Annotated in this window: 24 protein-coding genes; 11 read left to right on the top strand and 13 right to left on the bottom strand. The window is 63.5% G+C overall.

Features of this window, described 5'->3' with window-relative positions:
- The first annotated feature begins 13 nt into the window (after nt 1-13).
- Nucleotides 14-955 carry a carbon-nitrogen hydrolase family protein gene (locus PQ467_RS21850; protein ID WP_274176581.1) on the top strand — a complete coding sequence of 314 codons (942 nt, stop codon included), beginning with the start codon at nt 14-16 and terminating at the stop codon, nt 953-955.
- Entirely contained in the window at nt 955-1,569 is a 615-nt protein-coding gene (locus PQ467_RS21855; protein ID WP_274176582.1) for a flavin reductase family protein, read from the top strand. Before PQ467_RS21850 ends, PQ467_RS21855 begins: the two co-directional genes overlap by 1 nt.
- A gap of 55 nt (nt 1,570-1,624) precedes the next feature.
- Here the strand turns inward: PQ467_RS21855 and PQ467_RS21860 are convergent, their stop codons facing one another.
- Nucleotides 1,625-2,596, bottom strand: coding sequence for an alpha/beta fold hydrolase (locus PQ467_RS21860; RefSeq protein ID WP_274176583.1), 972 nt, complete (start codon nt 2,594-2,596; stop codon nt 1,625-1,627).
- Between the two features lie 151 nt (nt 2,597-2,747).
- Entirely contained in the window at nt 2,748-3,446 is a 699-nt protein-coding gene (locus PQ467_RS21865) for a pirin family protein (RefSeq protein ID WP_274176584.1), read from the bottom strand.
- Between the two features lie 139 nt (nt 3,447-3,585).
- Here PQ467_RS21865 and PQ467_RS21870 point away from each other — a divergent pair, with 139 nt between their 5' ends.
- The 9 genes from PQ467_RS21870 (at nt 3,586) to PQ467_RS21910 (ending at nt 11,447) form a co-directional block, all read left to right on the top strand.
- The gene (locus PQ467_RS21870) at nt 3,586-4,509 is read left to right on the top strand and encodes a LysR family transcriptional regulator (RefSeq protein WP_274176585.1); all 924 of its coding nucleotides are present in this window, start codon (nt 3,586-3,588) and stop codon (nt 4,507-4,509) included.
- Nucleotides 4,510-4,781: 272 nt separating this feature from the next.
- Nucleotides 4,782-5,441, top strand: a complete 660-nt coding sequence (locus PQ467_RS21875) for a hydrolase (protein WP_274176586.1) — start codon at nt 4,782-4,784, stop codon at nt 5,439-5,441.
- A 93-nt stretch (nt 5,442-5,534) separates the two neighbouring features.
- On the top strand, nt 5,535-5,780 hold the full coding sequence (locus tag PQ467_RS21880; RefSeq protein WP_274176587.1) for a XapX domain-containing protein: 246 nt from the start codon (nt 5,535-5,537) through the stop codon (nt 5,778-5,780).
- A gap of 61 nt (nt 5,781-5,841) precedes the next feature.
- Nucleotides 5,842-7,689 carry an amidohydrolase gene (locus PQ467_RS21885; RefSeq protein ID WP_274176588.1) on the top strand — a complete coding sequence of 616 codons (1,848 nt, stop codon included), beginning with the start codon at nt 5,842-5,844 and terminating at the stop codon, nt 7,687-7,689.
- A 31-nt stretch (nt 7,690-7,720) separates the two neighbouring features.
- Nucleotides 7,721-8,608, top strand: coding sequence for a glyoxalase (locus PQ467_RS21890; protein WP_274176589.1), 888 nt, complete (start codon nt 7,721-7,723; stop codon nt 8,606-8,608).
- Nucleotides 8,609-8,611: 3 nt separating this feature from the next.
- The gene (locus PQ467_RS21895) at nt 8,612-9,070 is read left to right on the top strand and encodes a DoxX family protein (protein WP_274176590.1); all 459 of its coding nucleotides are present in this window, start codon (nt 8,612-8,614) and stop codon (nt 9,068-9,070) included.
- Between the two features lie 49 nt (nt 9,071-9,119).
- Nucleotides 9,120-10,427, top strand: coding sequence for an alginate export family protein (locus tag PQ467_RS21900; protein ID WP_274177285.1), 1,308 nt, complete (start codon nt 9,120-9,122; stop codon nt 10,425-10,427).
- A 12-nt stretch (nt 10,428-10,439) separates the two neighbouring features.
- Entirely contained in the window at nt 10,440-11,108 is a 669-nt protein-coding gene (locus PQ467_RS21905) for a YoaK family protein (RefSeq protein WP_274176591.1), read from the top strand.
- 45 nt (nt 11,109-11,153) lie between these two features.
- The gene (locus PQ467_RS21910; RefSeq protein ID WP_274176592.1) at nt 11,154-11,447 is read left to right on the top strand and encodes a GNAT family N-acetyltransferase; all 294 of its coding nucleotides are present in this window, start codon (nt 11,154-11,156) and stop codon (nt 11,445-11,447) included.
- A 43-nt stretch (nt 11,448-11,490) separates the two neighbouring features.
- On the opposite strand, the gene PQ467_RS21915 is transcribed toward PQ467_RS21910, so the two are convergent.
- The 11 genes from PQ467_RS21915 to PQ467_RS21965 form a co-directional block, all read right to left on the bottom strand.
- Complete coding sequence (locus PQ467_RS21915) at nt 11,491-12,675, bottom strand: dihydrolipoamide acetyltransferase family protein (protein WP_274176593.1); 1,185 nt, start codon at nt 12,673-12,675, stop codon at nt 11,491-11,493.
- 3 nt (nt 12,676-12,678) lie between these two features.
- Nucleotides 12,679-13,692, bottom strand: a complete 1,014-nt coding sequence (locus tag PQ467_RS21920) for an alpha-ketoacid dehydrogenase subunit beta (protein ID WP_274176594.1) — start codon at nt 13,690-13,692, stop codon at nt 12,679-12,681.
- A gap of 4 nt (nt 13,693-13,696) precedes the next feature.
- Nucleotides 13,697-14,926, bottom strand: a complete 1,230-nt coding sequence (locus tag PQ467_RS21925; protein ID WP_274176595.1) for a thiamine pyrophosphate-dependent enzyme — start codon at nt 14,924-14,926, stop codon at nt 13,697-13,699.
- 203 nt (nt 14,927-15,129) lie between these two features.
- A complete protein-coding gene (locus PQ467_RS21930) occupies nt 15,130-15,978 on the bottom strand; it encodes an HpcH/HpaI aldolase/citrate lyase family protein (RefSeq protein WP_274176596.1) in 849 nt (282 codons plus the stop codon).
- Nucleotides 15,975-16,427 carry a MaoC family dehydratase gene (locus PQ467_RS21935; protein ID WP_274176597.1) on the bottom strand — a complete coding sequence of 151 codons (453 nt, stop codon included), beginning with the start codon at nt 16,425-16,427 and terminating at the stop codon, nt 15,975-15,977. Before PQ467_RS21935 ends, PQ467_RS21930 begins: the two co-directional genes overlap by 4 nt.
- Nucleotides 16,427-18,274 (bottom strand): acetyl/propionyl/methylcrotonyl-CoA carboxylase subunit alpha, encoded by a 1,848-nt coding sequence (locus tag PQ467_RS21940; RefSeq protein WP_274176598.1) that lies wholly within the window; start codon nt 18,272-18,274, stop codon nt 16,427-16,429. The genes PQ467_RS21935 and PQ467_RS21940 overlap by 1 nt, the downstream gene beginning before the upstream one ends.
- A gap of 4 nt (nt 18,275-18,278) precedes the next feature.
- A complete protein-coding gene (locus tag PQ467_RS21945; RefSeq protein WP_274176599.1) occupies nt 18,279-19,871 on the bottom strand; it encodes a carboxyl transferase domain-containing protein in 1,593 nt (530 codons plus the stop codon).
- Entirely contained in the window at nt 19,868-21,013 is a 1,146-nt protein-coding gene (locus PQ467_RS21950; RefSeq protein WP_274176600.1) for an acyl-CoA dehydrogenase family protein, read from the bottom strand. The genes PQ467_RS21945 and PQ467_RS21950 overlap by 4 nt, the downstream gene beginning before the upstream one ends.
- Nucleotides 21,014-21,115: 102 nt before the next feature.
- Nucleotides 21,116-22,006: an MBL fold metallo-hydrolase gene (locus PQ467_RS21955; protein ID WP_443193026.1), complete on the bottom strand. Its 891-nt coding sequence runs from the start codon at nt 22,004-22,006 to the stop codon at nt 21,116-21,118.
- On the bottom strand, nt 22,003-22,872 hold the full coding sequence (locus tag PQ467_RS21960) for a sterol desaturase family protein (RefSeq protein WP_274176601.1): 870 nt from the start codon (nt 22,870-22,872) through the stop codon (nt 22,003-22,005). Before PQ467_RS21960 ends, PQ467_RS21955 begins: the two co-directional genes overlap by 4 nt.
- A gap of 66 nt (nt 22,873-22,938) precedes the next feature.
- On the bottom strand, nt 22,939-25,353 hold the full coding sequence (locus PQ467_RS21965; RefSeq protein WP_274176602.1) for a TonB-dependent receptor: 2,415 nt from the start codon (nt 25,351-25,353) through the stop codon (nt 22,939-22,941).
- Nucleotides 25,354-25,643 lie beyond the last annotated feature (290 nt).

A 25,643-nucleotide genomic window follows, 5' to 3' on the forward strand; every position in this document is an offset into this window, starting at 1 on the left:
GCTGAGGAAAATCATGACGCAACCCTTCACCGCCGCTGTCGTTCAGGCCGCATCCCTGCCCACCGACTCGATGGGGGCCGCCGCCAAGGCCGCAGGGCTGATCGCGCAGGCCAGCGCGAATGGCGCGAAGATCATCGTATTTCCCGAGGCATTTCTGGGCGGTTATCCCAAGGGTGCGTCTTTCGGCACGCCGGTGGGCATGCGCAAACCCCAGGGGCGCGAGGATTTCCGCGCCTATCATGAGGCCGCCATCGACCTGAACGGCCCCGAAGTGGCAGCGATTGCCGAAGCCACCGCCGCAACCGGAGCCTTCGTCGTGATGGGCGTGATCGAGCGTGACGGGGCCACAGTCTATTGCACCGCGCTGTTTTTCGATGGCGAAAAGGGGTTGATTACCAAGCATCGCAAGCTGATGCCTACCGGGGCGGAGCGGTTGATCTGGGGCTTTGGTGATGGTTCGACCATGCCGGTGATCGATACGCCGCTGGGCCGGATCGGGGCGGTAATCTGCTGGGAAAACTATATGCCGATGCTGCGCATGGCGATGTATGATCAAGGCGTCACGCTGTACTGCGCGCCTACCGCCGATGACCGCGATGGTTGGGCCAGCACAATGCGCCATATCGCGCTGGAGGGCCGCTGCTTCGTATTGTCGGCCTGTCAGCATATTACGCGCGGGGCCTATCCGGCCGATTATGACTGCGCGCTGGGCGATGATCCGGACATGGTGCTGATGCGCGGTGGGTCGATGATCGTCGATCCGCTGGGCAATGTGCTGGCCGGGCCGGATTATGCGGGCGAGACGATTCTCTATGCCCAAATCGACCCCGCCGAAGTGATCCGGGGCAAGTATGATTTCGACGTGGCCGGCCACTATGCGCGGCCCGATGTGTTTCAATTGAAGGTCGACGTCGCCCCCAAGCGCCCCGTGGCCCGTATCGGAGACCAGAACTGATGGATTTCGATTTTTCGCAAATGGCCGGGCCGGACCGCTACAAGCTGATGGCCGCCTCGATCACGCCGCGCCCCATCGCGTGGATAACATCGCAATCGGCGCAGGGCCTGCGCAATGCCGCGCCCTACAGCTTTTTCGCGATGATGGGGGCGCAGCCGCCGCTGCTGGCCGTGGGCCTGATGCGCCGTCCGGACGGCACTTATAAGGACAGCGCGGCCAATATATTGGAAACCGGCGAATTTGTCGTCAACCTTGTGGCCGAGCATGATGCGCAGGCGATGAACCTGACCTGCATCGACGCGCCGCCGGGCGAGGATGAAATCGCACTGGCGGGCCTTGAAACGGCGCCGTCAACCGCCATCGCCCCGCCCCGCATCGCCAGTGCTCCGGTCAGCATGGAATGCCGCCTCTATAATACGATGGATGCTGGCCAATCGACGATCGTGCTGGGCGAAGTGTTGCATTTTCACATTCAGGACCGTTTTATCGACACGCAGAAACTACATGTCGATACGCTGGCCATGAACCTCATCGCGCGCATGCATGGCGCAGGCTGGTACACGCGCTGCACCGACCTGTTGCAAATGAACCGCCCCAGTTGGGCGGATCGGTAAAAACGCGAAGGGGCGGCGGCATGAACCCCATGCCGCCGCCCCGATCAAGCCGCCATCAACCCTTGATAAAGGCCAGAATATCGCGGTTCAGCACATCGGCATGGACGGTCAGCATGCCATGGGGATAGCCCGGATAGATCTTGAGCGTGTTGTTACGGATCAGCTTGGCCTGCAAATGGGCCGAGGCGGCAACCGGCACGATCTGATCATCATCGCCATGCTGGATCAGCACCGGCACATTGATCGCTTTCAGATCCTCGGTCTGGTCGGTTTCGGAAAAGGCCTTGATGCTGTCATACTGGGCCTTGGCGCCGCCCATCATGCCCTGACGCCACCAGTTCTGGCGGATCGCTTCATTCACGCTCTGGCCCGGACGGTTGAAGCCATAGAAGGGCACCGGCACATTCCAGAAGAAATCAGCCCGGTTTTCCGCCAGCGCCTTGCGAAAACCGTCAAACACCGACAGCGGCAAACCGCCCGGATAGGCCGCGGTCTTGAGCATGATCGGGGGCACCGCGCCCACCAGCACGGCCTTGGCCACACGCCCTTCGCCATAGCGCGCCACATAGGCCGCCACCACGCCGCCGCCGGTCGAATGGCCGATATGCACCGCATTGTGCAGGTCCAGATGGCGCACCAGAACGGCGGTGTCGCTGGCATAGGTGTCCATGTCATTGCCGCTCATCGTCTGGCTGGAACGGCCATGGCCGCGCCGGTCAAAGGCGATCACGCGAAAGCCCTGTTCAAGGAAGAACATCATCTGGGCATCCCAATCATCGGCCGTCAGCGGCCAGCCATGGTGGAAGACGATAGGCTGGCCCGAGCCCCAGTCCTTGTAATAGAGCCGCGCGCCATCGGGCGTGGTCACATAGCCATCGCCGACGCGCGCCTTGTTGGCCGTGTCGGCCGCCTTGGTCGGGGCGGCGGCCAGCGTGGGGGTCTGGCTGACCAGCGCGGCAGTGCCGGCCATGGCGCCAACGGTGGTGAGCAGATGACGGCGGGAAAGATCCTGAGCAGCTTGGGTCATGATACACCTCGGGGGAAGGAAGAAATGAAGAGGAGATGGCGGGATCCTATCAGGCGGGGTGGCTTGCCTGATTGGCGATCCGCATGCGAATTTGGACAATGCGGCGATATTCGAAGCTTTGGGCGGGGTCGAAACCCCGCCCTTTGCGCCATCAGGCGGCGTCGACCAGCACGATCTCGCTGTCTTCAATGGCGGTGACGCGCAGCACTTCGACATCGCTGATCGCCACGCCGTCGCGCGCCTTGATGGTCAGGCCATCGATCTGGACCGCGCCGATGGCGGGCACCAGATAGGCCTTGCGGTCGGCGCCCAGCGGATAGTCGGCGGTTTCACCGGCCTTTAACGTGGCGCCCACAACGCGGGCATTGGTGCGGATGGGCAGCGCGTCGGTATCCTGTGCATAACCGCTGGCCAGCGTCACGAAATGGCCCGAACGTTCGCCCTTGGGGAAAGGCTTGGCGCCCCATTGCGGCGCTTCGCCCTGATGGGTCGGGATGATCCAGATCTGGAAGATCTTGGTCGTCACGTCTTCAAGGTTATATTCCGAATGGCGGATGCCGGTGCCCGCGCTCATCACCTGAACGTCGCCCGCCTCGGTGCGGCCCTTGTTGCCCAGGTTGTCCTGATGGGTGATCGCGCCTTCGCGGACATAGGTGATGATTTCCATGTCGCGGTGGGGGTGCGGGGGGAAACCGGTGCCCGGCGCAATCGTGTCATCATTCCAGACGCGCAGGTTGCCCCAGTGCACGCGGGCCGGATCATGATATTCGGCAAAGGAAAAATGGTGATGCGCATCCAGCCAGCCATGGTTGGCGGCGCCGAGGGTTTCAAAGGGACGATGGTCGATCATGGGTTGTCTCCAGTTGGGCGCCCGGCATGTGAGATGGGAGCGCCTTTGCTGAAAACCGATTTAGGCCTTGCGGCTCGTTCTGATCAGAGGGATAAAATAATCGATAACGTTCGAGAAAACTGAAAAGCGAGATTCGCGCATGAACAATCCGGGCACCCCCACCTTTGATCAGTTGCGCATTTTCCTCACCATTGTGGACACCGGCAGCTTTGCCGCCGCCGCGCGCAAGCTCAACCGCGCCGTCTCGGTCATCTCCTATGGCATCGCCAATCTGGAGGCCCAGCTTGGCCTGAGCCTGTTTGACCGCGAGGGCACGCGCAAGCCGACGCTGACCGTGGCGGGCCGCGCGCTGCTGTCCGAGGCGCGGGGGGTGGCGCAGGGGATCGACGCGCTGCGCGCCAAGGTCAAGGGGCTGCTCGACGGGCTGGAGGCCGAAGTCGATGTGGCCGTGGATGTGATGCTGCCTTCGGATCGGTTGGGGCGCATCCTGCGGGCGTTCCGCGCCGAATTTCCCACCGTGCAATTGCGTCTGCATGTCGAGGCGTTGGGCGCGATCACGGCGATGGTGCTGGATGGTAAGGCGGTGATCGGCCTGTCCGGCCCTCTGTTTGCAGGCGTCGAGGGGCTGGAAAGCGTGAATGCCGGATCGGTGCCGATGGTGCCGGTGGCCGCGCCCGATCATCCGCTGGCGCAAATGGACCCGATTCCCCCCGGCGCGGGGCGCGATCATATCCAGCTCGTGCTGACCGACCGTTCGCGCTTTACCGAGGGGCAGGATTTCTCGGTGCTGTCGCCGCGCACATGGCGCCTTGCCGACCTTGGCGCCAAGCTCGCGCTGCTGCGCGAAGGGATCGGTTGGGGCAACATGCCCTTGCCGATGATTGAAGAAGATCTGACCATCGGCACGCTCAGCCGCCTTGTCATGCCCGACCATCCGGGCGGCACCTATCGCTTTGCCGGGATCTGGCGGCGCGATACGCCCCCCGGTCCGGCGGCGGCGTGGTTGATCGAACAATTTGTCAGCACGGCCGTCTATGCGGCCGAAGACCTGCCCGACATTTGACGGATAAGCCCGCCCGGATCGCCGGGGGCTCGTTCGGCCTCGGCGCGCGCCCGGGGTCATCGGAGGCGCGATAACGTCAAGCCTGTGCAAGACCGGATACGGTGCAGACGCCTAGTCTGCGCCGCATTCGGCGTTGCATGTCTTGGCGGCGGAGGGTCAGCATTTCTAAAAAATCGAACAATATATCCGATCTTATCCCACTTACCTGAATTATCTGATCCGCATAGTCTGCCCTCACAGCAACGATGCTGGACCAACAAAGGATCCCCCCGATGACCATCACCGCCACCGCAACCCCCGGCAAGACCCTGATTTCGCCCAAGGATCACACGCTGGTCCTGATCGACTTCCAGTCGCAGATGGCCTTTGCCACCAAATCCATCGCCACCGAAGTGCTGCGCAGCAATGCGGCGCTGGTCGCCAATGCCGCCGCTTCTTTCGGCGTCTCCACCATCCTGACCACCGTGGCCGAAAAGAGCTTTTCCGGCCCCATGTTCGACGAGATCACCGATGCCTTTCCGGGTCAGCCCCTGCTCGACCGCACCAGCATGAACACCTGGGAAGATGCCGCGGTCATCGAGGAAGTGAACCGCATCGGCAAGGAACGCATCATTTTTGCAGGTCTCTGGACCAGCGTCTGCATCGTCGGTCCGGTGGCATCGGCCATTGATCAGGGTTTTGACGTCTATTTCATCGCCGACGCTTGCGGCGACATTTCGGCCGAGGCCCATGAACGCGCCGTCCAGCGCATGATCCAGCTTGGCGCCAAGCCGATGACCTCGCTGCAATATATGCTTGAGCTTCAGCGCGACTGGGCGCGGGCCGAAACCTATGACAGCACCACCGGCATCGCCCGCAAATGGGGCGGCGCGTATGGCCTGGGCATCACCTATGCCAAGACGATGTTCGGCGCGTCCGAAGGCGGACACTAAGCCGACCGGGACCGGCCTGCGGCGCACTCCGCCCAATCCCCCCAAGACGCAGGCCGGTCCCGCTTTTCCCCTCAGGTTTCAGGAGTTTTCCGTATGAAGCTCTATCTCCTTTCGCTCGGCGCCGGATTGCTGGTGGGCGTTGTTTACAGCGTGCTGGGCGTGCGTTCGCCCGCGCCGCCACTGATTGCGCTGGTGGGCCTGCTGGGCATTCTGGCGGGTGAACAGATCGTGCCGATCGCCCGCCGCGCGCTCCAGGGACAGGATATCGCCTGCTATATCCGCGGCAATTGCGCCGATCATGTGCTGGGCCAATTGCCCGGAAAACCTGACAAAAGCTGAACCTGACAAAAATTAAGCCTGTCCAAAACTGACACCCTCCCCCCAACCGGAGCCCACCCCCATGGCCGATCTGATCATCACCAATGCCAAGGTTTCCACCCTTGACCGCGAAAACCCCGAGGCCGAAGCCATCGCCATCCGCGACGGCAAGTTTCTGGCCGTGGGCAGCGAAAAGGAGGTGCGCGCCGCTGCTCTCCCCGATGCCGAAGTGATCGATGCAGGCCGCCGCCGCGTGATCCCCGGCCTGATCGACAGCCATATGCACATCATCCGGGGCGGGCTGAATTTCAACATGGAGCTGCGCTGGGACGGCGTGCCCTCGCTCTCCGAAGCGATGGCGATGCTCAAGGCTCAGGTTGACCGCACCCCCGCCCCGCAATGGGTGCGCGTGGTGGGCGGCTTTACCGAACACCAGTTTGCCGAAAAGCGCCTGCCCACGATTGCCGAACTCAATGCCGTGGCGCCCGACACGCCGGTCTTCATCCTCCATCTGTATGACCGCGCGCTGCTCAATGCCGCCGCGCTGCGGGTGGTGGGCTATACCAAGGACACGCCCAACCCTCCGGGCGGCGAGATCGTGCGCGACAGCATGGGCAACCCGACCGGCCTCTTGCTGGCCCAGCCCAACGCCACGATCCTCTACTCCACGCTGGCCAAAGGGCCAAAGCTGCCGCAGGATTATCAGATCAATTCGACCCGCCATTTCATGCGCGATGTCAATGCTCTGGGCGTGACGGGCGTGATCGATGCGGGCGGCGGATTCCAGAATTATCCCGATGATTACGAGATCATCGAAAAACTGCACCAGGACGATCAACTGACCGTCCGCATCAGCTACAACCTCTTTACGCAAAAGCCGAAAGAGGAGCTGGCCGATTTCTCCGGCTGGGTAAAGCAGGTGACGCCGGGGCAAGGCGATGACACCTATCGCCACAATGGCGCGGGCGAGATGCTGGTCTATTCGGCCGCCGATTTTGAAGATTTCCGCCAGCCCCGCCCCGACATGCCCCCCAGCATGGAAGGCGACCTCGAACCTGTCATCCGCCTGCTGGCCGAACACCGCTGGCCATGGCGCCTGCACGCCACCTATGACCAGACGATCAGCCGCGCGCTGGACGTCTATGAAAAGGTGAACCGCGATATTCCGCTCACCGGCATCAACTGGTTTTTCGACCATGCCGAAACCATCAGCGACCGCAACATCGACCGCATCGCGGCGCTGGGCGGCGGCATCGCGGTGCAGCACCGCATGGCGTTTCAGGGCGAATATTTCGTCGAACGCTATGGCGCCAAGGCCGCCGAGCGCACGCCCCCGATCAACAAGATGATCGCGGCCGGCATCCCCGTGGGCGCAGGCACCGACGCCACCCGCGTGGCCAGCTATAACCCCTGGGTCTCGCTGTCATGGCTGGTCACGGGGCGCACGATGGGCGGCATGCGGCTTTATCCTTCGGCCAACCGGGTCAGCCGCGACAAGGCTCTGGCCATGTGGACTCATGAAAACACATGGTTTTCCAACGAAGTGGGCAAGAAGGGCCAGATCAAAGCCGGGCAACTGGCCGATCTTGCCATCCTGTCCGACGATTATTTCACCGTGCCCGAACATGAAATCGTCCATATCCGCTCCGTCCTGACCCTGCTGGGCGGCAAGGTGGTGCATGGCGAGGGCAAGTACGAACCGCTGGCCCCCGAATTGCCGCGCCCGATGCCCGACTGGTCGCCGGTCGCCACCTTTGGCGGATATCACAAGTCCCGCGAAGCCCGCGCGAAACTGGCCTCGGCCTGCGCCTGCCATTCCTCCTGCGCGGTCCATGGCCATGACCATGCCGCCGCCCTTGGCGCCAGCGTTCCGGCCGGTGATCCCCAAAGCTTCTGGGGCGCGCTGGGCTGCGGTTGCTGGGCCGTCTGATCCTTTCCCCTTTTCACTGGAGACCCCCGCCATGAAATCTCTCGCTTTCACCATCGCTCTCGTTCTGGCCGCCCCCGCCGCCGCCAAGACTGTCACCACACCTGCCGCCACCCCTGACCTGGGCGTTGCCCCGCAATATGACACCACCCATGTCTATGTGCCCGAAGCCGATTTCGACCGCTTCGTCGCCAGCTTTTCCGCCACTTTCGGCGGCACCACCAGCAAGCAGGGCGAGTTTCAGGTGACCCCCACGCCTTCGCTCACCAAATCGCAACTGGTGCTGACGCCTGCGGGCACGGTCTCGGTGTTCGGGTTCAAGACGCCCATCCCCTATCCCTTTGGCGATGAGCGCACCGGCTATCTGGTGACGGATATGGACAAGGCCGTGGCCGCCGCACGCAAACATGGCGCGATCCGCCGCCTCCATGACTTTCCCGATCCCATCGGTCGCGATGTCGTCGTCCAATGGCCGGGCGGGGTGAACATGCAGCTCTATTGGCACACCGCCACGCCGCATTACGCGCCGCTGGCCACGGTCCCGGAAAACCGCATCTATCTGACCGCTGATGCTGCCGATGCTTTCATCAAAAGCTGGGGCGGCTATGCCCATGCCCGCATCACCGCCGATGACCGCAAGGCGCCCGGCGCCGAAGTGGGCCAGACCGGCAAGACCATCCGCCGCGTTTCGCTCACCAGCAATTACGGCAAGATGGTAGTGTTCGTCTCCGATGGTCAGTTGCCCTGGCCCTATGGCCGCGACATGACCGGCTATCAGGTTCCCGATCTGGCCGCCACGCTGGACAAGGCCAAGGCCAATGGCGCGGAACTGCTGGTCGCCCCCTATTCGGTCGGCGCCCGCCAGAGCGCGATTGTCCGCTTCCCCGGCGGCTATATCGCCGAAGTGCATCAGGGCGCCTGAGCCATGGATACGCGCCCGGACTTTACCCATCGCGACCCGGCCATGATCGACGCCATTCTGGAATGGCCGATGACATGGACGATTGCCCGCCTTGCGCTGGTGGGGCCTTATCTGCTGGGCGGAGTGGTCAAATTGACCGACCTTCCCGCCGCCGCCGCCGAACAGGCCCATTTCGGGCTGAACCCGCCCGCGGTCTGGGCCGCGATCACGATTGCGGTCGAATTGATCGGGCCGCTGCTGGTGCTTTCGGGCCGTCTGGTCTGGCTGGGGGCGGGCATGCTCGGTGTCTTTACGCTGCTCGCGGCCTGCGTGGCCAATGCCTTCTGGGCGATGCCCGCAGGGCAGGACCGCTTTATGGCCACCAATGCCTTTTTCGAACATATCGGCCTGATCGGCGGCTTTGTGCTGGTCGCGCTGGTTTCGGAACGGGCGCAGCGTCGTGACGGAATGGGCCGTGCGTAAACTTGCCTGCCTCGCGCTGCCTTGCGTCTTGCTGGGCGCCTGCCCCGCCATGGGCCAACAGGCGCGCGAGGCATGGCAGGCCCCCACCCTGTCCATCACCCGCTATGACGAGGACTGGTCCGATCTGGCCGATGCCGAAAAGCGCGCTCATCATTGGACCGGTCCCTTCAAATACATTCCGATCACCGATGATGTCTGGGTTTCGACCGGCGCCGAATTCCGGCTGCGCAGCGAGAGCCTGAACAACAATCAATGGGGGACCGCCCCGGATCAGACCTATCTCTGGGCGCGCGCCCTGCCCTATGCCGACCTGCACGTGGGCAAGTTGCGCGCCTTTGTGCAGCCCATGGCGACATTCGCCACCGGCGTCGAACCGGCGGCCAGCCCCACCGACCAGAGCCGCCTCGACCTGCTTCAGGCCTTTGCCGAGGCCGACCTTGGCCCGGTCACCCTGCGCGGCGGGCGGCAGATGGTCTCGCTGGGCACCGAGCGGTTGGTGGGCACGCGCTATGGCCCCAACACGCCGCTGGCCTTTGACGGGGCGCGGGCGGTGGTGCGCATCGGCGCGGCTTCGGTCAGCCTGCTGGCCCTGCATCCGGTGCAGGCGGGCATGCGCGATTTCGATGATCACACATCGCCCGCCAAGGGCCTGTGGGGCGCCTATGCGGTGCTGCCGGGCTGGGATGTCTATTATCTGGCCTATCGCAACCGCAGCGCCCGGTTCGGCGGGATAACAGGCCGCGAAATGCGCCACTCGATCGGTTTGCGCAGCCATGGCGCGCGCGGCCGATTCCACTGGAACGTCGAGGGCGTCGCGCAATTCGGCCATTTCGAGGGTCAGAGCAGCGGGACTCAGACCATCGGCGCATGGACGCTGGGCACCGAGGTTGGGCTGACCCTGCCCCATGCGATGGATGCCACCATGCGCGTCAACATCATCAGCGGCGACGGCAAGGCGGGAGACCGCCATCTTGGAACATTCAACGCGCTGTTTCCCAAGGGTAAATATTTCGGCGAACTCTCGCCCGTCGGCCCTACCAACATCGTCAACCTCAACCCGCGTTTCAGCGCGAAGATCACCCCCAAGGTCTCGGCCAGTGTGGCGGCCATGGCCTTCTGGCGCTATTCGCGCGGCGATGGCGTTTATGACATTCCGGGCAATCTGATCCGCAGCGCCGAAGCGGGCCATTCCCGCTTCATTGGCGGCGGGGCGGAGGCGGCTGTTTCATGGCAGGCAACGCCGGAACTGGCCCTGTCCACCTCGCTTTCGCTTTTTGCGCCGGGACCGTTCCTGCGCGAAACCGGTTCAACCCGCAATTTCACCATGCTGGGCCTTGAGGCCAATTTCCGCTTTTAAGGAGTGCAGACCATGACGAAATCCTCTCCGCTTCCCGGCCTGCTCCTCCTGCTCTCGGCCACAACGGGCCTTGTCGATGCCGTCTCGGTGCTGGGGCTGGGCAAGGTGTTTACCGCCAATATGACCGGCAATATCGTGTTTCTGGGCTTTGCGGCGGCGGGCGCGCCCGGTTTTGTCATCAAGCCCTATCTGGTGGCGCTGCTGACCTTTCTGGTCGGCGCGCTGGTGGCCGGGCGGATCGGCGGGCATCTGGGCCAGCGGCCCTTGCGCCAGTGGCTGCTGGCCGCCGCCGGGGTCGAGGCTGCCCTGCTGGGGCTGGCTGCGCTCTGCGCGTTGACGGCGGCCCCTTGGATCGACGCGATCATCGCGCTGACCGCGCTGGCGATGGGCTTTCGCAATGCCACGATCCGCATGCTCAAAGTGCCTGATCTGACCACCACTGTCCTCACGCTGACGCTGACCGGGATTGCCGCCGATTCGCCGCTGGCGGGCGGCACCGGCCCCAATCTGCCCCGCCGCCTCGCCGCCGTGGCCAGCATCTTTGCGGGCGCGGCCGCGGGCGCGCTGATGGTCACGCATTGGGGGCTTGCCTTGCCGCTTGCCGTGGCGGCAGGCATAGTGCTGCTGGGCACGATGCTGTGCGTGACCCATCCTGCCGCCGCCCTTGTCCACAATCCCTGACCATCCCCTATCCCTGACCGTCTCCTACCCCTGAAAGGCGAAACCATGTCCGCAAGCCCCGGCGATGTGCGCGATAACCCCGCAAAGCACCGTTTTGAACTGCCGATCGAGGGCGAGGCACTGGCGATCTGCGTCTATCGCCGCGACGAGGCGGGGCACTATGTCCTGCTCCATACCGAGGTCCCCGATGAATTTGCCGGGCAAGGACTGGCCGCAACGCTGGCCAAGGGCCTTTTCGCCATGGCCCGCGCCAAGGGGCTCTCGCTGGTGCTGCTCTGTCCCTATATGTCGGCATGGTATGCGCGCCACCCCGAATATGCCGATGTGGTGGTGGGCTGAACGCCGGGCATGATCGCCCGGCGCCCTTGGCCCTTCCCTTGGCTCAATCCATAAACAACAGCGCGGGATGTTCGAGCATACGGCGGATCGCCTGGATAAACCGCGCCGCGTCATGGCCATCGACAATGCGGTGATCGAATGAACTCGACAGGTTCATAATTTTTCGCATCGCCACGAAAGGCCCCTGAACCACAGGGCGCTCGACAATCCGGTTGGGGCCAATGATGGCCACTTCGGGATGGTTGATGATCGGCGTGGTGGCAATCCCGCCCAGCGGGCCGAGCGAGGTGACCGTGATCGTCGATCCGCTCAATGCTTCGCGCCCAATCGTGCCGTCGCGGGCCGCATTGCTCACCCGCGCCAATTCCCGGGCGCAGGCGCGGATATCGAGCGTTTCGGCATGGCGGATGACCGGCACCATCAGCCCGCCCGGCGTCTGCACCGCCACGCCGACATGCACCCCGGCATATTGGCGCAGCACGCCCTGCGCATCGTCATAATGCGCGTTGATCATCGGGAAATCAGGCAAGGCCCGCACCAGCGCGCGGATGAAGAAGGGCAGCAGCGTTACCTTCTCGCCCCCCTCCTTGTTGATTTCGCCGCGCAGCGCCTCCAACTCGGTGAGGTCGCATTCCTCGACATAGGTGATCTGGGGAATGCGCTGATGGGCCAGTTCCATCCTTTCGGCAATCTTGCGGCGCAGACCAGTGATGGGGATGTCGGTTGCCCCTTCACGCGGAGCAGGGGCAGAGGCGCGGGTGCGGGCGGCATGGGCCTCCAGATCCTCTATCGTAATCCGTCCGCCCGGCCCGGTCCCCACGAGTGATTCCAGCGCAATGCCCATTTCGCGCGCGCGGTGCCGCGTGGCAGGCGCGGCCAGAGGGGCGCTTTCTGGCTCAGGCTCAGGCTGGGGCTCGGGCTCAGGCACCGGGGCGGGCGTTGATTGCTCTTCAGAGGCTGGCTCCGGTTCGGCCGTCACCGCTTCGCCCGCCACCTCGATCTCGACCAGAACGGCGCCCACCGGCATCATCTCGCCCACGGCGCCATGGATGGCCAGCACCTTGCCCGAAACCGGCGAAGTCATATCCACCGTGGCCTTGTCGGTCATCACATCGACGAGGCATTCGTCCTCGCTGATGGCATCACCCGGCTTGACATACCAGACCGCAATTTCGGCCTCGGCAATGCCCTCGCCAATGTCGGGCAGGCGGAATTGGAAAAGGCTCATGGATCAATACTCCATCGCGCGGCGCAGCGCGGCCACAAGGCGCGCAGGGCCGGGAAAATAGTCCCATTCAAACGCATGCGGATAGGGCGTGTCCCAACCGGCCACGCGCTCGATGGGCGCCTTCAGGTGGTCAAAGCAGCGCTCCTGGACCAGCGCCGACAATTCGCCGCCGAAACCGCCAAAGCGCGAGGCTTCATGCAGGATCACGCAGCGCCCGGTCTTGCGCACCGAGGCCACGATGGCGTCAATGTCGAGCGGCACCAGCGAGCGCAGATCGAGCAGTTCGGCATCCACCCCGGCCTCCTCAATCCCCGCCAGAGCGACATGGACCATCGTGCCATAGGCTAGCACCGTAACGCTGCGCCCCTCGCGCACCATCGCCGCCTTGCCCAGCGGCACGCGATAGAGTCCCGCAGGAACATCGGCCATCGGATGCCCGGCCCAGGTCTTGAGCGGCCGGTCGTGATGCCCGTCAAACGGGCCATTATAGATCCGCTTGGGTTCGAGCATGATGACCGGATCGTCATCCTCAATCGCCGCGATCAGCAGGCCCTTGGCGTCATAGGGATTGGAGGGCACCACGGTTTTGAGCCCCACCACATGGGTAAAGATCGCCTCCGGGCTCTGGCTATGCGTCTGGCCGCCGAAAATGCCGCCGCCATAGGGCGTGCGCACCGTCAGCGGCGCCCAGAACTCACCGTTCGAGCGATAGCGCAGCCGCGCCGCCTCGCTGACCAACTGGTCAAAGGCGGGCAGGATGTAATCGGCAAACTGGATCTCGACCACCGGGCGCAGGCCATAGGCCCCCATGCCGATGGCCGTGGCGATAATGCCCCCCTCGGCAATCGGCGTGTCGAAACAACGCGTCAGCCCATGTTTGGCCTGAAGCCCGTCGGTCACGCGGAACACCCCGCCGAAATAGCCGACATCCTCGCCAAAGATCAGCACATCGGGATCGGCGCCCAATTTCTCGTCCAGCGCATTGTTGAGCGCCTGAACCATGTTCATCACCGGCATGACGTCAGACCCCCATCTCGCGGCGCTGTTCAATCACGCGCCAGTCCGGCTGCTTGAACACATCCTCGAACATCGAGGCGAGTTCCGGCTTGGATTTGCCCAGCGTGCCGATGGCCTCACCCGCGCGAACAGCGGCGCGCACCTCCTCCTCCAGCGCGGATTGCAGGGCGGCATGACGCTCCTCGTCCCATTCGCCGATGGCGATCAGATGGCCTTTGAGCCGCTCGATCGGATCGCCCAGCGGCCATTGCAGCGCCTCGTCGGCGGGGCGGTATTTGGCCGGATCATCGGCGGTGGAATGACCCGAAGCGCGATAGGTGAACAATTCGATCAGGGTCGCCCCGAGATTGAGCCTTGCCCGCTCCGCCGCCCATTGCGTCGCCGCCCAGACCGCCAGAAAATCATTGCCGTCCACCCGCAGCCCCGGAATACCATAGGCCAGAGCCTTGGCCGCAAAGGTGGTTTCATTGGCCCCGGCAATCCCGGAAAAGCTGGAGATCGCCCATTGGTTGTTGGTCACGCACAGGATCACCGGGGCGCGATAGACACTTGCAAAGGTGATCGCCTCGTGAAACCCACCCTCCGCCGTTGTGCCTTCGCCCACATAGGCCAGCGCGATCCGGTCATCGCCCTTATAGGCCGAGGCCATCGCCCAGCCCACCGCATGGCCATAGCGGCTGCCCAGATTGCCCGAGATCGAATAGAAGCCGTAATCGCGCGCGGAATAAAGGATAGGCAATTGCCGCCCCCGCAACGGATCGCCCGCATTCGAAAATATCTGGTTGACCAGATCGAGCAACGGATAGTTCCGCGCCATCAGCCAGCCCACCACGCGATAGGTGGGAAAGCACATGTCGCGCGCGCCCAGCATCAGCGATTGCGCCACGGCAATCGCCTCCTCGCCGGTGGATTTCATGTAAAAGCTGGTCTTGCCCTGGCGATGGGCGCGAAACAGGCGGTCGTCAAAGGTGCGCGTGAGCATCATGGCGCGCAGGCCCCGATGCAGGATATCGACATCCAGATGCGGGTCCCACGGACCAACGGCGCGATGGTCGCCGTCCAGCACCCGGATCATGCCGAAGGGCATGTCGCGCATGGTCGGTTCGGCGGCATCGACATCGGGCCGCGCGGTTTCGCCGGCGGCGGGCAGCTTCATTCCGCCAAAATCGGGGTGGTCGCCGGGGCGGGCCGGGGGCTCGGGAATATGCAGGTTGAGCCGGGGTAGATTATCCATATCCTCTCCTTGGCCTGTTGTCCCGCGGCGCGCTTTTCCTGCGGCCTTTCGGGAGTTTCAGCTTGTGTGCCGGAAACATTCCGCCGCCCTTCGGAGCATGGTCGGATCGGGGGCAAATTCCTCCTTTTTCAGCGCCTGGATAAGGATGAGATGCCCAATTAACACGCCTGTCAACAGGGTGTCGGAAAGAGGCAAAACGGGTCTCAATCGCGCCTTGTCGACAAAGCGGCCCCTTCGGCCCGCGTAATAATATTACGCGCATGCGCCAGATGTGGTGCGTCGATCATTCTGCCGTCGAGAATCACCACCCCCGCGCCCGGCGCCTGCGCAAAGGCGGCGATGATCGCACGCGCCTGTTCCACCTGCTGCGCGGTGGGGGTAAAGGCCGCGTTGATGATCGGCACCTGATCGGGATGCAGGGCCATCATCCCGGTAAAGCCGTCAAAGGCCCCCCGCGCCGCATAGGCCGCCAGACCGTCCAGATCCCGGATCGCGGTATAGACCGTCTCGATCGCGGCCACTCCGGCGGCATGCGCGCCAAACAGCGCCATCGTGCGCACCATCTCATAGGGCGCGGTATAGGAACCATCCGTCTGCCTTGCCCCCATCGCGCCCATGGCGGCGGGCAGATCCTCCGCCCCCCATGTCAGGCCGCACAGATGCCGGGAAACCTCGCCATAGGTGCCAAGCCCAAAGACCGCCTGCGGGGTCTCGGTGGCGATGGGCAGGATCGGCACCCCCGGCGCCAGCCCCGCGAGCAGGCGAACCGTTGCCGCGCTCTGCGATTTGGGCAGGACCAGACCATCCGCGCCTTGGGCCGCCGCCAGATCATCCTCGAGATACGGCCCGTCGATGGGGTTGATCCGCACAAAGCGGAAGATGTCGGCCGGACCGCGCAGATAGTCCGCCACCGCCTCGCGCGCCTTGGGTTTGGCGGCGGGGGCCACGGCATCCTCCAGGTCGAGGATGATCGCATCGGCCCCGCTCCGCGCCGCCTTGGCAAACCGTTCTGGCCGATCCCCCGGCACGAAGAGGAGCGAGCGCAGTCTCATCCCGGCCTGCGCAGCAACAGCGCGGTGCGCAGGCATTGGCAGACCACTTCGTCGCGCTGGTTCCACAATTCGTGGCGGAATGTGACCAGTCCGGCATGGGGCCGCGACCGGCTCTCGCGCACTTCCACCACCTCGGTTGCCGCCCGCATCGTATCGCCCAGAAACACCGGCTTTGGCATGACCACCCGGTCATAGCCCAGATTGGCCACCAGCGTCCCCAACGTGGTTTCGCCCACCGAAAGGCCGATCATCAGCGCAAAGGTGAAAGTGCCATTGACGAGGATCTGACCAAACTCGCTGGCCCGCGCCGCCTCGGCATCAATGTGCAGCGGTTGGGGATTATGCGTCATGGCCGAAAACAGCAGGTTGTCGGTCTCGGTCACAGTGCGGCGGATGGGATGTTCGATCCGGTCGCCCACCGTCCATTCCTCGAAATAGCGCCCGCTCATCATCCCTCCTCCGGTTTGATCCGGGCCAGCACCATGCCCTCGCGCACCTGCGCGCCCTGGGCAAAGGGCATCTCCTCCACCACCCCGTCAAAAGGCGCGGTCAGCCCATGCTCCATCTTCATCGCCTCCAGCGTCACCAGCTTCTGACCTTTGCTCACGCTCTGGCCCGGCGCGACATGGGTGGCGATGATCGTGCCGGGCATGGGGGCCGCAATCGCCCCATCCCCCGCCACCGCCGCCCCGGACGCGGCGGCGCGATAGGGACGTACCTCCCAGCTCTGCCCATGCCGGCTGAGCAACACGCGGCCTTGGGCGGCGCGAAAGATCTCGCCCTCACAGGGGAGCACATCGGCCTCGACCGCCTGCCCCTCGACCATCACCCGCGCCCGCCCCTGCCGCGCGCCATTCAGCCGGAACCCCGCCAAGGCCCCCGCCCCGCCCAGCTCCGCCGCCGCCCGCGCCAAACCCTCCGCATCGGGCAAAGGATCGGGCATCAGCGCATCGCCCGCCCGCGCGATCAGGCCGGTATCCATATGCCCTGCGGCAAAATCGGGATGCTCCAGCGCCTTGACCAGAAAGCCCGCATTGGTGCGCAAGGGCCAGACCACCGCCCTGTCGAGCGCACCGGCCAGCTTGCGCCGCGCCTCTTCCCGTGTGGCGTCATGGGCGATCAGCTTGGCGATCATCGGATCGTAAAAGGGCGTGATCCGGCCCCCTTGCGCCACGCCTGTATCGACCCGGACCCTATCGCCAATGTCGAAAGCATCGAGCCGACCGATAGAGGGCAGGAAACCCCGCGCCGGATCCTCGGCATAAAGCCGCGCCTCCATCGCCCAGCCCTGGATCGACAGGTCCTCCTGCCGCCGGGGCAGCGGTTCGCCTGACGCCACGCGCAATTGCCATTCGACCAGATCGACGCCCGTTATCGCTTCGGTAACGGGATGTTCGACCTGAAGCCGCGTGTTCATTTCCATGAACCAGATACGGTCGGCGCGCAGGCCATCGCTGGCGTCGGCAATGAATTCCACCGTGCCAGCCCCGACATAATCGACCGCGCGGGCCGCATCCACCGCCGCCCGGCACACCGCCCCTCGCGTGGCCTCGTCCATGCCCGGTGCCGGGGCCTCCTCGATCACCTTTTGGTGGCGGCGTTGCAGCGAGCAGTCGCGCTCGAACAGGTGGACGATATTGCTATGGCGGTCGCCGAACACCTGCACCTCGATATGGCGGGGATGCGCGATGAATTTTTCGATCAGCACGCGGTCATTGCCGAAAGCCCCCATCGCCTCGCGCCTGCACGAGACCAGCGCATCGGCAAATTCGGCGGGGTCAGCCACCAGCCGCATCCCCTTGCCGCCGCCGCCCGCCACAGCCTTGATCAGCACCGGATAGCCGATTATCGCCGCCTCCCGGGCCAGATGAGCATCGTCCTGATCCGCGCCCAGATAGCCCGGCGTTACGGGCACACCAGCAGACGCCATACGCGCCTTGGCGGCATCTTTCAGGCCCATGGCGGTAATGCTGGCCGGATCGGGCCCGACCCAGATCAGGCCGGCATCCATCACGGCCCGCGCAAATTCGGCATTTTCCGAGAGGAAGCCATAGCCGGGATGGATCGCCTCCGCCCCGGTTTCCAGCGCGGCGGCAAGGATGCGATCCCCGCGCAGATAGCTGTCACGCGCGGGCGCCGGACCGATCATCACCGCCGCATCGGCGGACCGGACATGCAGCGCCCCGGCATCAGCCTCGGAATAAACGGCAATGGTGCGAATGCCCATCCGCCGCGCGGTGCGAATGATGCGGCAGGCGATTTCGCCGCGATTGGCGATCAAGAGCGAGGCGATCATGCCATCACATCCGAAACAGGCCGAATTGCGCGCGATCCGGGATCGGCGCATTCAGCGCGGCGGCCAGAGCAAGGCCCAGCACATCGCGGGTTTGGGCCGGGTCGATGATGCCATCGTCCCACAATCGCGCGGTGGCATACCATGGGCTGCCCTCCTCCTCATATTTGGCGCGGATCGGGGCTTTGAAGGCTTCGGCCTCCTGCGCGCTCCATTGCCCCGCATCGCGATGGACCGTGGCCAGCACGCTGGCGGCCTGTTCGCCGCCCATCACCGAAATGCGCGCATTGGGCCATGTGAACAGGAAACGCGGGCCATAGGCGCGTCCGCACATGCCGTAATTGCCCGCCCCGAAACTGCCACCGATCAGCACGGTGATCTTGGGCACGCTGGCCGTGGCGACGGCAGTGACGAGTTTGGCGCCGTGGCGGGCGATGCCCTCGGCCTCATATTTGCCGCCGACCATAAAGCCGCTGATGTTTTGCAGAAACAGCAGGGGGATGCGCCTCTGGCACGCCAGTTCGATGAAATGCGCGCCCTTGACCGCGCTCTCGCTGAACAAGACGCCATTGTTGGCCAGAATCGCCACCGGCATGCCATGAATATGGGCAAAACCGCAGACCAGCGTTGTACCGTAAAGCGCTTTGAATTCGTGCAGCGCGCTGTCATCGACGATGCGGGCAATCACCTCGCGCACATCATAGGGCGCGCGGACATCCTGCGGGATGATGCCATAAAGGTCTGCCGGATCGTAGCGCGGCGGCAGCGGAGGCTGGCGGTTGACCGATGCAGGGCTTTGCGGGGCCAGTGTGCCGACAATATCGCGCAGAATGGTGATCGCATGATCGTCATTGTCGGCCACATGATCGACCACGCCCGACTTGCGCCCATGCAGATCGCCCCCGCCCAGTTCCTCGGCGCTGATGATCTCGCCCGTGGCCGCCTGCACCAGCGGCGGCCCGGCCAGGAAGATCGTCCCCTGCCCGCGCACGATCACGCTTTCATCCGACATGGCCGGAACATAGGCCCCGCCCGCCGTGCAACTGCCCATGACGCAGGCGATCTGGGGGATGCCGCGCGCCGACATTTGCGCCTGGTTGAAGAAAATGCGGCCAAAGTGATCGCGGTCGGGAAAGACCTCGGCCTGATGCGGCAGATTGGCCCCGCCGCTGTCGACCAGATAGATGCAGGGCAGATTGTTTTCCGCCGCAATCTCCTGCGCTCGCAGGTGTTTTTTGACCGTCATCGGAAAATAGGTGCCACCCTTGACCGTGGCATCATTGGCCGCGATCATCACCTGTCGACCCGCCACGCGCCCGATCCCGGCGACAATCCCGGCGCCTGCCACTTCGCCGCCATACAGGCCATGGGCGGCCAGTTGCCCGATTTCCAGAAACGGGCTGCCCGGATCGAGCAGGCGGTCGATGCGATCCCGCGCCAGCAATTTGCCGCGCCCGACATGGCGTTGCCGCGCCGCCTCTCCCCCGCCCAGGGCAGCCGCCGCCACATCGGCCCGCAATTTTTCGGCCAAAGCGCGGTTATGTGCGGCGTTGGCGCGAAAGGTGTCACTGTCGGCGGCGATGCCGGTTTCGAGGATCATCTTGCGCCTCCGATAAGTTCGCGCCCGATCAGCATCCGCCGGATCTCGTTCGTCCCCGCGCCAATATCCAGCAATTTGGCATCGCGCAGAAACCGCTCGACCGGCCAGTCTTTGGTATAGCCCGCCCCGCCCAGCGCCTGGACCGCATCCAAGGCCACGCGCACCGCATTCTCGCTGGCCAGCAGGATCGCGCCCGCCGCGTCATGGCGCGTGGTGCGCCCCGCATCACACGCCCGCGCCACGGCATAGACATAGGCCCGCGCGGAATTCAGCGCGACATACATGTCCGCCACCTTGGCCTGCATCAGTTGAAACGCGCCGATGGGCTGGCCGAATTGCTGTCGCGTCCGCACATAGGGCAGGACCACATCGAGGCAGGCCTCCATGATGCCAAGCTGTATCCCCGCCAGCACCGCACGCTCATAATCCAGCCCGCTCATCAGCACCTTGACCCCGCCATGCAGCGGCCCCAGCACATTTTCGCGCGGCACCTCGCAGCTATCGAACACCAGTTCGGCGGTGGGCGAACCGCGCATGCCCATCTTGTCGATCTTTTGCCCGATGGAAAAACCCGGCATGGTCTTTTCGATCAGGAAAGCGGTGATCGCCTCCCCGGTCTTGGCATAGACCACCAGCGTATCGGCACAGGCGGCATTGGTGATCCAGAATTTCGTGCCGTCGAGCACAAAGCCGCGATCCGTTTCGCGCGCGCGCAGCTTCATCGAAACCACATCCGACCCCGCGCCGACCTCCGACATGGCCAGAGAGCCGACATGTTCGCCCGAGATCAGGCGGGGCAGATAGCGCGCCTTCTGCTCCTCATTGCCCCAGCGCGCGATCTGGTTGACGCACAGGTTCGAATGCGCGCCATAGCTGAGGCCAACCGAGGCCGAAGCGCGGCTGACCTCTTCACAGGCCAGCACATGTTCGAGATAGCCCAGCCCCAGCCCGCCCCATTCCGGCGCCACCGTGATGCCGTGCAGGCCCAGTTCGCCCATGGCGGGCCACAACTCCTCGCGCGGGAACCAGTCATCGGCATCAATCCGAACCGCCAGAGGCGCAATCCGGGCGGCGGCAAAACGCGCTGTGGCGTCGCGGATCATCTGGGCATTCTCGCCCAGTGCGAAATCGAAATCGGCCATCACGGGCCTCTCCTGCGTTTATATCTTTACGCGGAGAATATCACCGATCCGGTTGTTTGCGATTGCTATTTCAGGCGCAAAAGCGATGGATTATTGCGGGAATCATTGATCTCTTGATGGAACCGGCACGATGATGAAATGATCATGCACCGCGCGCGTGTCCGGCACATCCAGCGGCGCACGGAAACCCGCCTTAAGCTCACGCAATTGCGACACCGGCATTTCGAGCACATGCTCGTCGGGGTGAGTCGGGGCCTCGTGGCCATAATCGCGGCCCGGCGTCCGGGTCATTTCGATATGCGCGCCCAGCAAGGCGCGCACCCGATGCGTGGCGGCAAATTTCACCACGCGGTCCACGCTGGCCCGCGCCTCGCCCATGAAATTGACGGGCACATAGAGCCGCCCCGGATAGAGCGAATCCCCCGAGAGCAGGATGGCAAGGCGCGGATCATAATACATGGCCGCCGCCTTTTGATGGCCCGGCGTGGGGATAACACTGATCACCCGCCCGCCCAGATCAATCCGGCCTATGCTATCGGGCCAATGAGCAATCCCGAAAAAGGCGGCAACATCGGCAGGCGCCGTGCCCACCACCTCCGTATCGGGCCGCTCGCGAAAGGCGGCGTCACCCGCGATATGGTCGCCGTGGCTGTGGCTGTGCGCCACCACCAGAGGAATCGCCCGGCGGTGATGCGCGGCCAGCCAGCCCTGGATCACACGGTCCACCACCGGGCGGATCACGCCCCCCTGCGCGCCGGTATCGACCAGCAGGGCGCGATCATGGCCAAAAATCAGATAGAGAAAGGGTGCCTCGAAATTGGTTTTGACCGATTGCCGGATGACATAGGTGTCACCGTCCAGCGCCTGCACCTGCGCCACCGGTTCAACATCCTGCGTGCCGTCGATCCAGCGCTCTTTGAACAGGGGCGGGGCGGCCATGGCCTGCGTCGCGATCAGCCCGGCGAGCGCCAGCGCCCAGCCCAGCGGCCTCAAGATGCCTGCCCCTTGCGCGCCTTATAGGCCTCGACCAGCGGGACAAAAGGAAACACCGTCTGCTCCCAGATCGAGAGGCGCTTGCGCTCATCCTGTCCGACCACGCTGGCCTCGCCATCGCGGAACGTGCCGAACACGCGGTCCCAGATGATCAGCGAATTGCCGTAATTGCACCGCGTATCCTCATAGGGCACCGAATGGTGCAGACTGTGGTTGCGGATCGTGGTGAAGAAGAAGGAATAGAAGAAGGGCGGATTGGCGGCCACATTGGCATGGGCATAGATGGCAATCGCCGCATTGACCGAAATCGCGCAGAATTTGGCCGGAAGCGAGAAGTCGAAAAAGGCCAGCACGCTCAGGCTGATGAGGAACAGTTCGATAGGGTTGCCGACCGAGCCCTTCATCGCATTCAATTGCGTAATGTGGTGATGCGGCGCATGCGTCAGCCAGAAGGGCGTCGAATTGTGCATCAGCCGGTGCATCCAGTACTGGCCGAACTCGATGATCGCCATGACCATCACCACTTGCACCAGAAAGGGCAGGCGCCCGGCCCAAGGCGTGGCGATGCCCAGCGCCTTCTTGGCCGCCATCAACGGTTCTTCGGCCGCCACATTGGTCACCCATGTGATGACCGTTGCGCCAAGAATCACATAAAACAGATCGGTGACAAATTCGCGCCAGTTCATCCGCCAGCCCGGATGCCGCTCGAACAGGAATTCCAGCCCCAGCACGAAAGCGGTGGTGATCGAAGTCACCCAGACCAGCGTATATTCATTGGCCAGCCACGCGGCCGGGCCAAACATCCAGAAGCAGACAATGGCAACCAGTGTGGCGGGCGGCAGAAGATTGACGAGATGCTGTTTCATGACAGGCAAACCCTGATCCAATGGTCCAGAGATGCCGGGCCAAGACAATGACCCGGCAGGGCACATTCAGTAATGGAAACGCAGGTCCACACCCACCTTGCGCGGGGTCAGAATGCCTTGCGCATAATAGCGCTCGACAACCCCGGTGCGGGTCTGGTTGTACGAGCTGATATCATTGCTGATCGAGGTGATCGCATATTTGTCGAAGATATTATCGGCAAACAGCGCTACATCAAAGGCAGGCGCATGATAGGTGACGGCCGCGCGATGGGTGACATAGCTGGGGATCACCTCGCCATTGCCGCGCAGGCCGATGCGCGAATAGACATTGCCCTTGAACACGGCGGCCCAATTGGCCTCGATGCTGCGCCCCTCGCCCAGCGGATAGGTATAGGTAAGCTGCGCGCTGCCCGAATGTTTGGTCGATCCGGGCAGGCGGTCGCCCGCAAAGACCGGATAGGCCACGCCCTGGCTGACCACCACATTGTCGGCATCCTGCGTCAGATGGGCGTCGGTATAGGAATAGGTGCCGTTGAACACCAGACGCGGGGTGATGCGGAATTGGCCCGAAAGGTCAAAGCCCTGCGAAACCGCATCCTTGGCATTGACCGTCACACCCACCGCGCCATTGACGGTCTGTGTATCGACCTGAATATTCTTCCAGTCGATATGATAGGCCGAGAGCGTGAACTGCAGCCGCCGATCCAGCATCGAGGCACGGATGCCGATTTCGGCATTGTTGGTCTTGTCGGGCTTATACAGCAATTCATTGGGATAGGCGCAAACGTTCTGGCCCGGCGGCACATTGCCCGGCGAGAAAGTGCAGGGCGCCACGCGGTTCACATTGCCTGTGCGATAGCCGGTGCTGTAGGTGGCATAGACCAGCAGGTCCTTGCTGAACTTATAGGATGTGTTGGCCTTCCACACCACGCCGTCGGCGCTGGTGTTGCCAGAACGGATGCGGCTGGGGTCGAACTGGATCAGCGGATAGGGCGTGCGGATCAGGCCTCCGCCGAACAACGGCGTATCGGTGCCGCCGGTGGCAAAGGCGTCATATTTGAAATAGCGCAGGCCGCCCGTCACCTGCCATGCATCGGTAATATGCGCGGTGGCCTCGCCGTAAACCGCCTTTTCCTTGGTCCGCGTATTGACGAAGGAGATATATTCCAGATCGTCCGGGCGATAGACCCCTGCGAAATTGGCAAAGCCGGGCGTATGCTCCTGATAATCGCGATAGTTGCGCAGGTTGTTGTAAAACCCGCCGATCACCCAGCTGATCGGGCCGCCATGCGATGAAACCAGCCGCAATTCACCGTTGAACTGACGATAATTCTCGTTCGTGTCATTATAGGAGGAGAAGGAGGGGAAAGCCTCATAGCCGTAATTCAGGTCGAGCAGCAGGTCGGTGTTGTCGGCATGGGTTTTCAGGTTCTGATTGGTATAGGCCCCCGTCGCCACCACCTGCGCAAAGCCGAGGTTGAGATTGAATTCAGCCGCAAACAGATCCGCCTTGCGCGTGGTCGGCTCCAGATAGCGCCACGGGCCTTCATACTTGTCTGTGCCCAGAACTCCTGCGCCGGTCGCCTGACGGCCCAGCGTCTTGGTGATCTGATGGGCATAGGTCAGATAGAGCTTGGCAGCCGGGCTGGCCTCCAGCAGCAACTGGTTGCGGGTGGTGAAGGTGCGCTCATAGTTCACCCCTTTGCGGAACGTGAAATTGTTCACGTAATCGGTGGTGTTGCCAAAGCCGCCCTGCGCGGCCGTGGCCCCGCGCACCGGCTGGGGATCGGAAACGCCGGGGTTCTTCAACAGGTGATTGTAGTTGATGAAGCCGGGATTGTCATAATAGCCCACCGTCGAGCGCAGCGCGATGTGGTCGGCCAGAATGGGGATATTGACCGTGGCATCGACATTGGCGCCGAAATCGGAACTGTGCGCCTGGGCAAAGCCGCGCGCATGGAGATCGAGGGTGAATTTGTCCGTGGTGGGCCGGTTGGGCATATAGCGCACCGCGCCCGCCAACGTGCCAAGGCCGTAGAGCGTGCCCTGCGGCCCTTGCAACACTTCGACGCGGGAAATGTCGATCAGCTTGAAATCGAGATAGAGCGGTACCTCGCCCAGATAGACGCCCACCGCCGTTTCGTAATTCGATCCTGTCGCGCTGGAATCGGAGGAGGAAATGCCGCGCATCACAATGTTGCCGGTCGATTTGGGGCCGGTGTCATTGACGGTGATGCCCGGCGTGAACGCGGCCAGCGCCTTCACATCGTCGATCCGCGCCTTGGCCAATTGGTCCGAGCCCAGCGCGCTGATGTTGATCGGCGCGTCCTGCAAGGTGGTCTGGCGGCGCGTGGCGGTGACCACGATATCGCCGCTGTTGCCCGGCGTATCGGCATCAGCCGCTGCGGCAAGAGCCGGAATCCCGGCGCTCATCAAAATGGTGGCGCAGAGCAATGTCTTGCGGGTCGATTTCCTGGTCACTTTGCCTCCTGTTGTGTCAAATGCCCATCAATCGGACGCATTTCTCCCTCGCCACCAGACAAGGCGACGACAACGCGACCCCCTTGTGGCCTGCCCTCAAGTATTCGATGCAATTTGGCCTGCCGATGATGCGCTTTTTCCGCATTGCAACATCATGGCCGGTATTCTCATAACGCTATGGATATTACATAAACCGTCAAGCGTAATATTTCTGCGGCCTTTCAGTATGAAACCGCTTCTTGCCGCACTGCGGAATTCCGCGATTTTTTCATGCTGCCGCCGCTTTTTGC

The sequence above is a fragment of the Novosphingobium sp. KACC 22771 genome (genome assembly GCF_028736195.1).
Taxonomy (GTDB): Bacteria; Pseudomonadota; Alphaproteobacteria; order Sphingomonadales; family Sphingomonadaceae; genus Novosphingobium.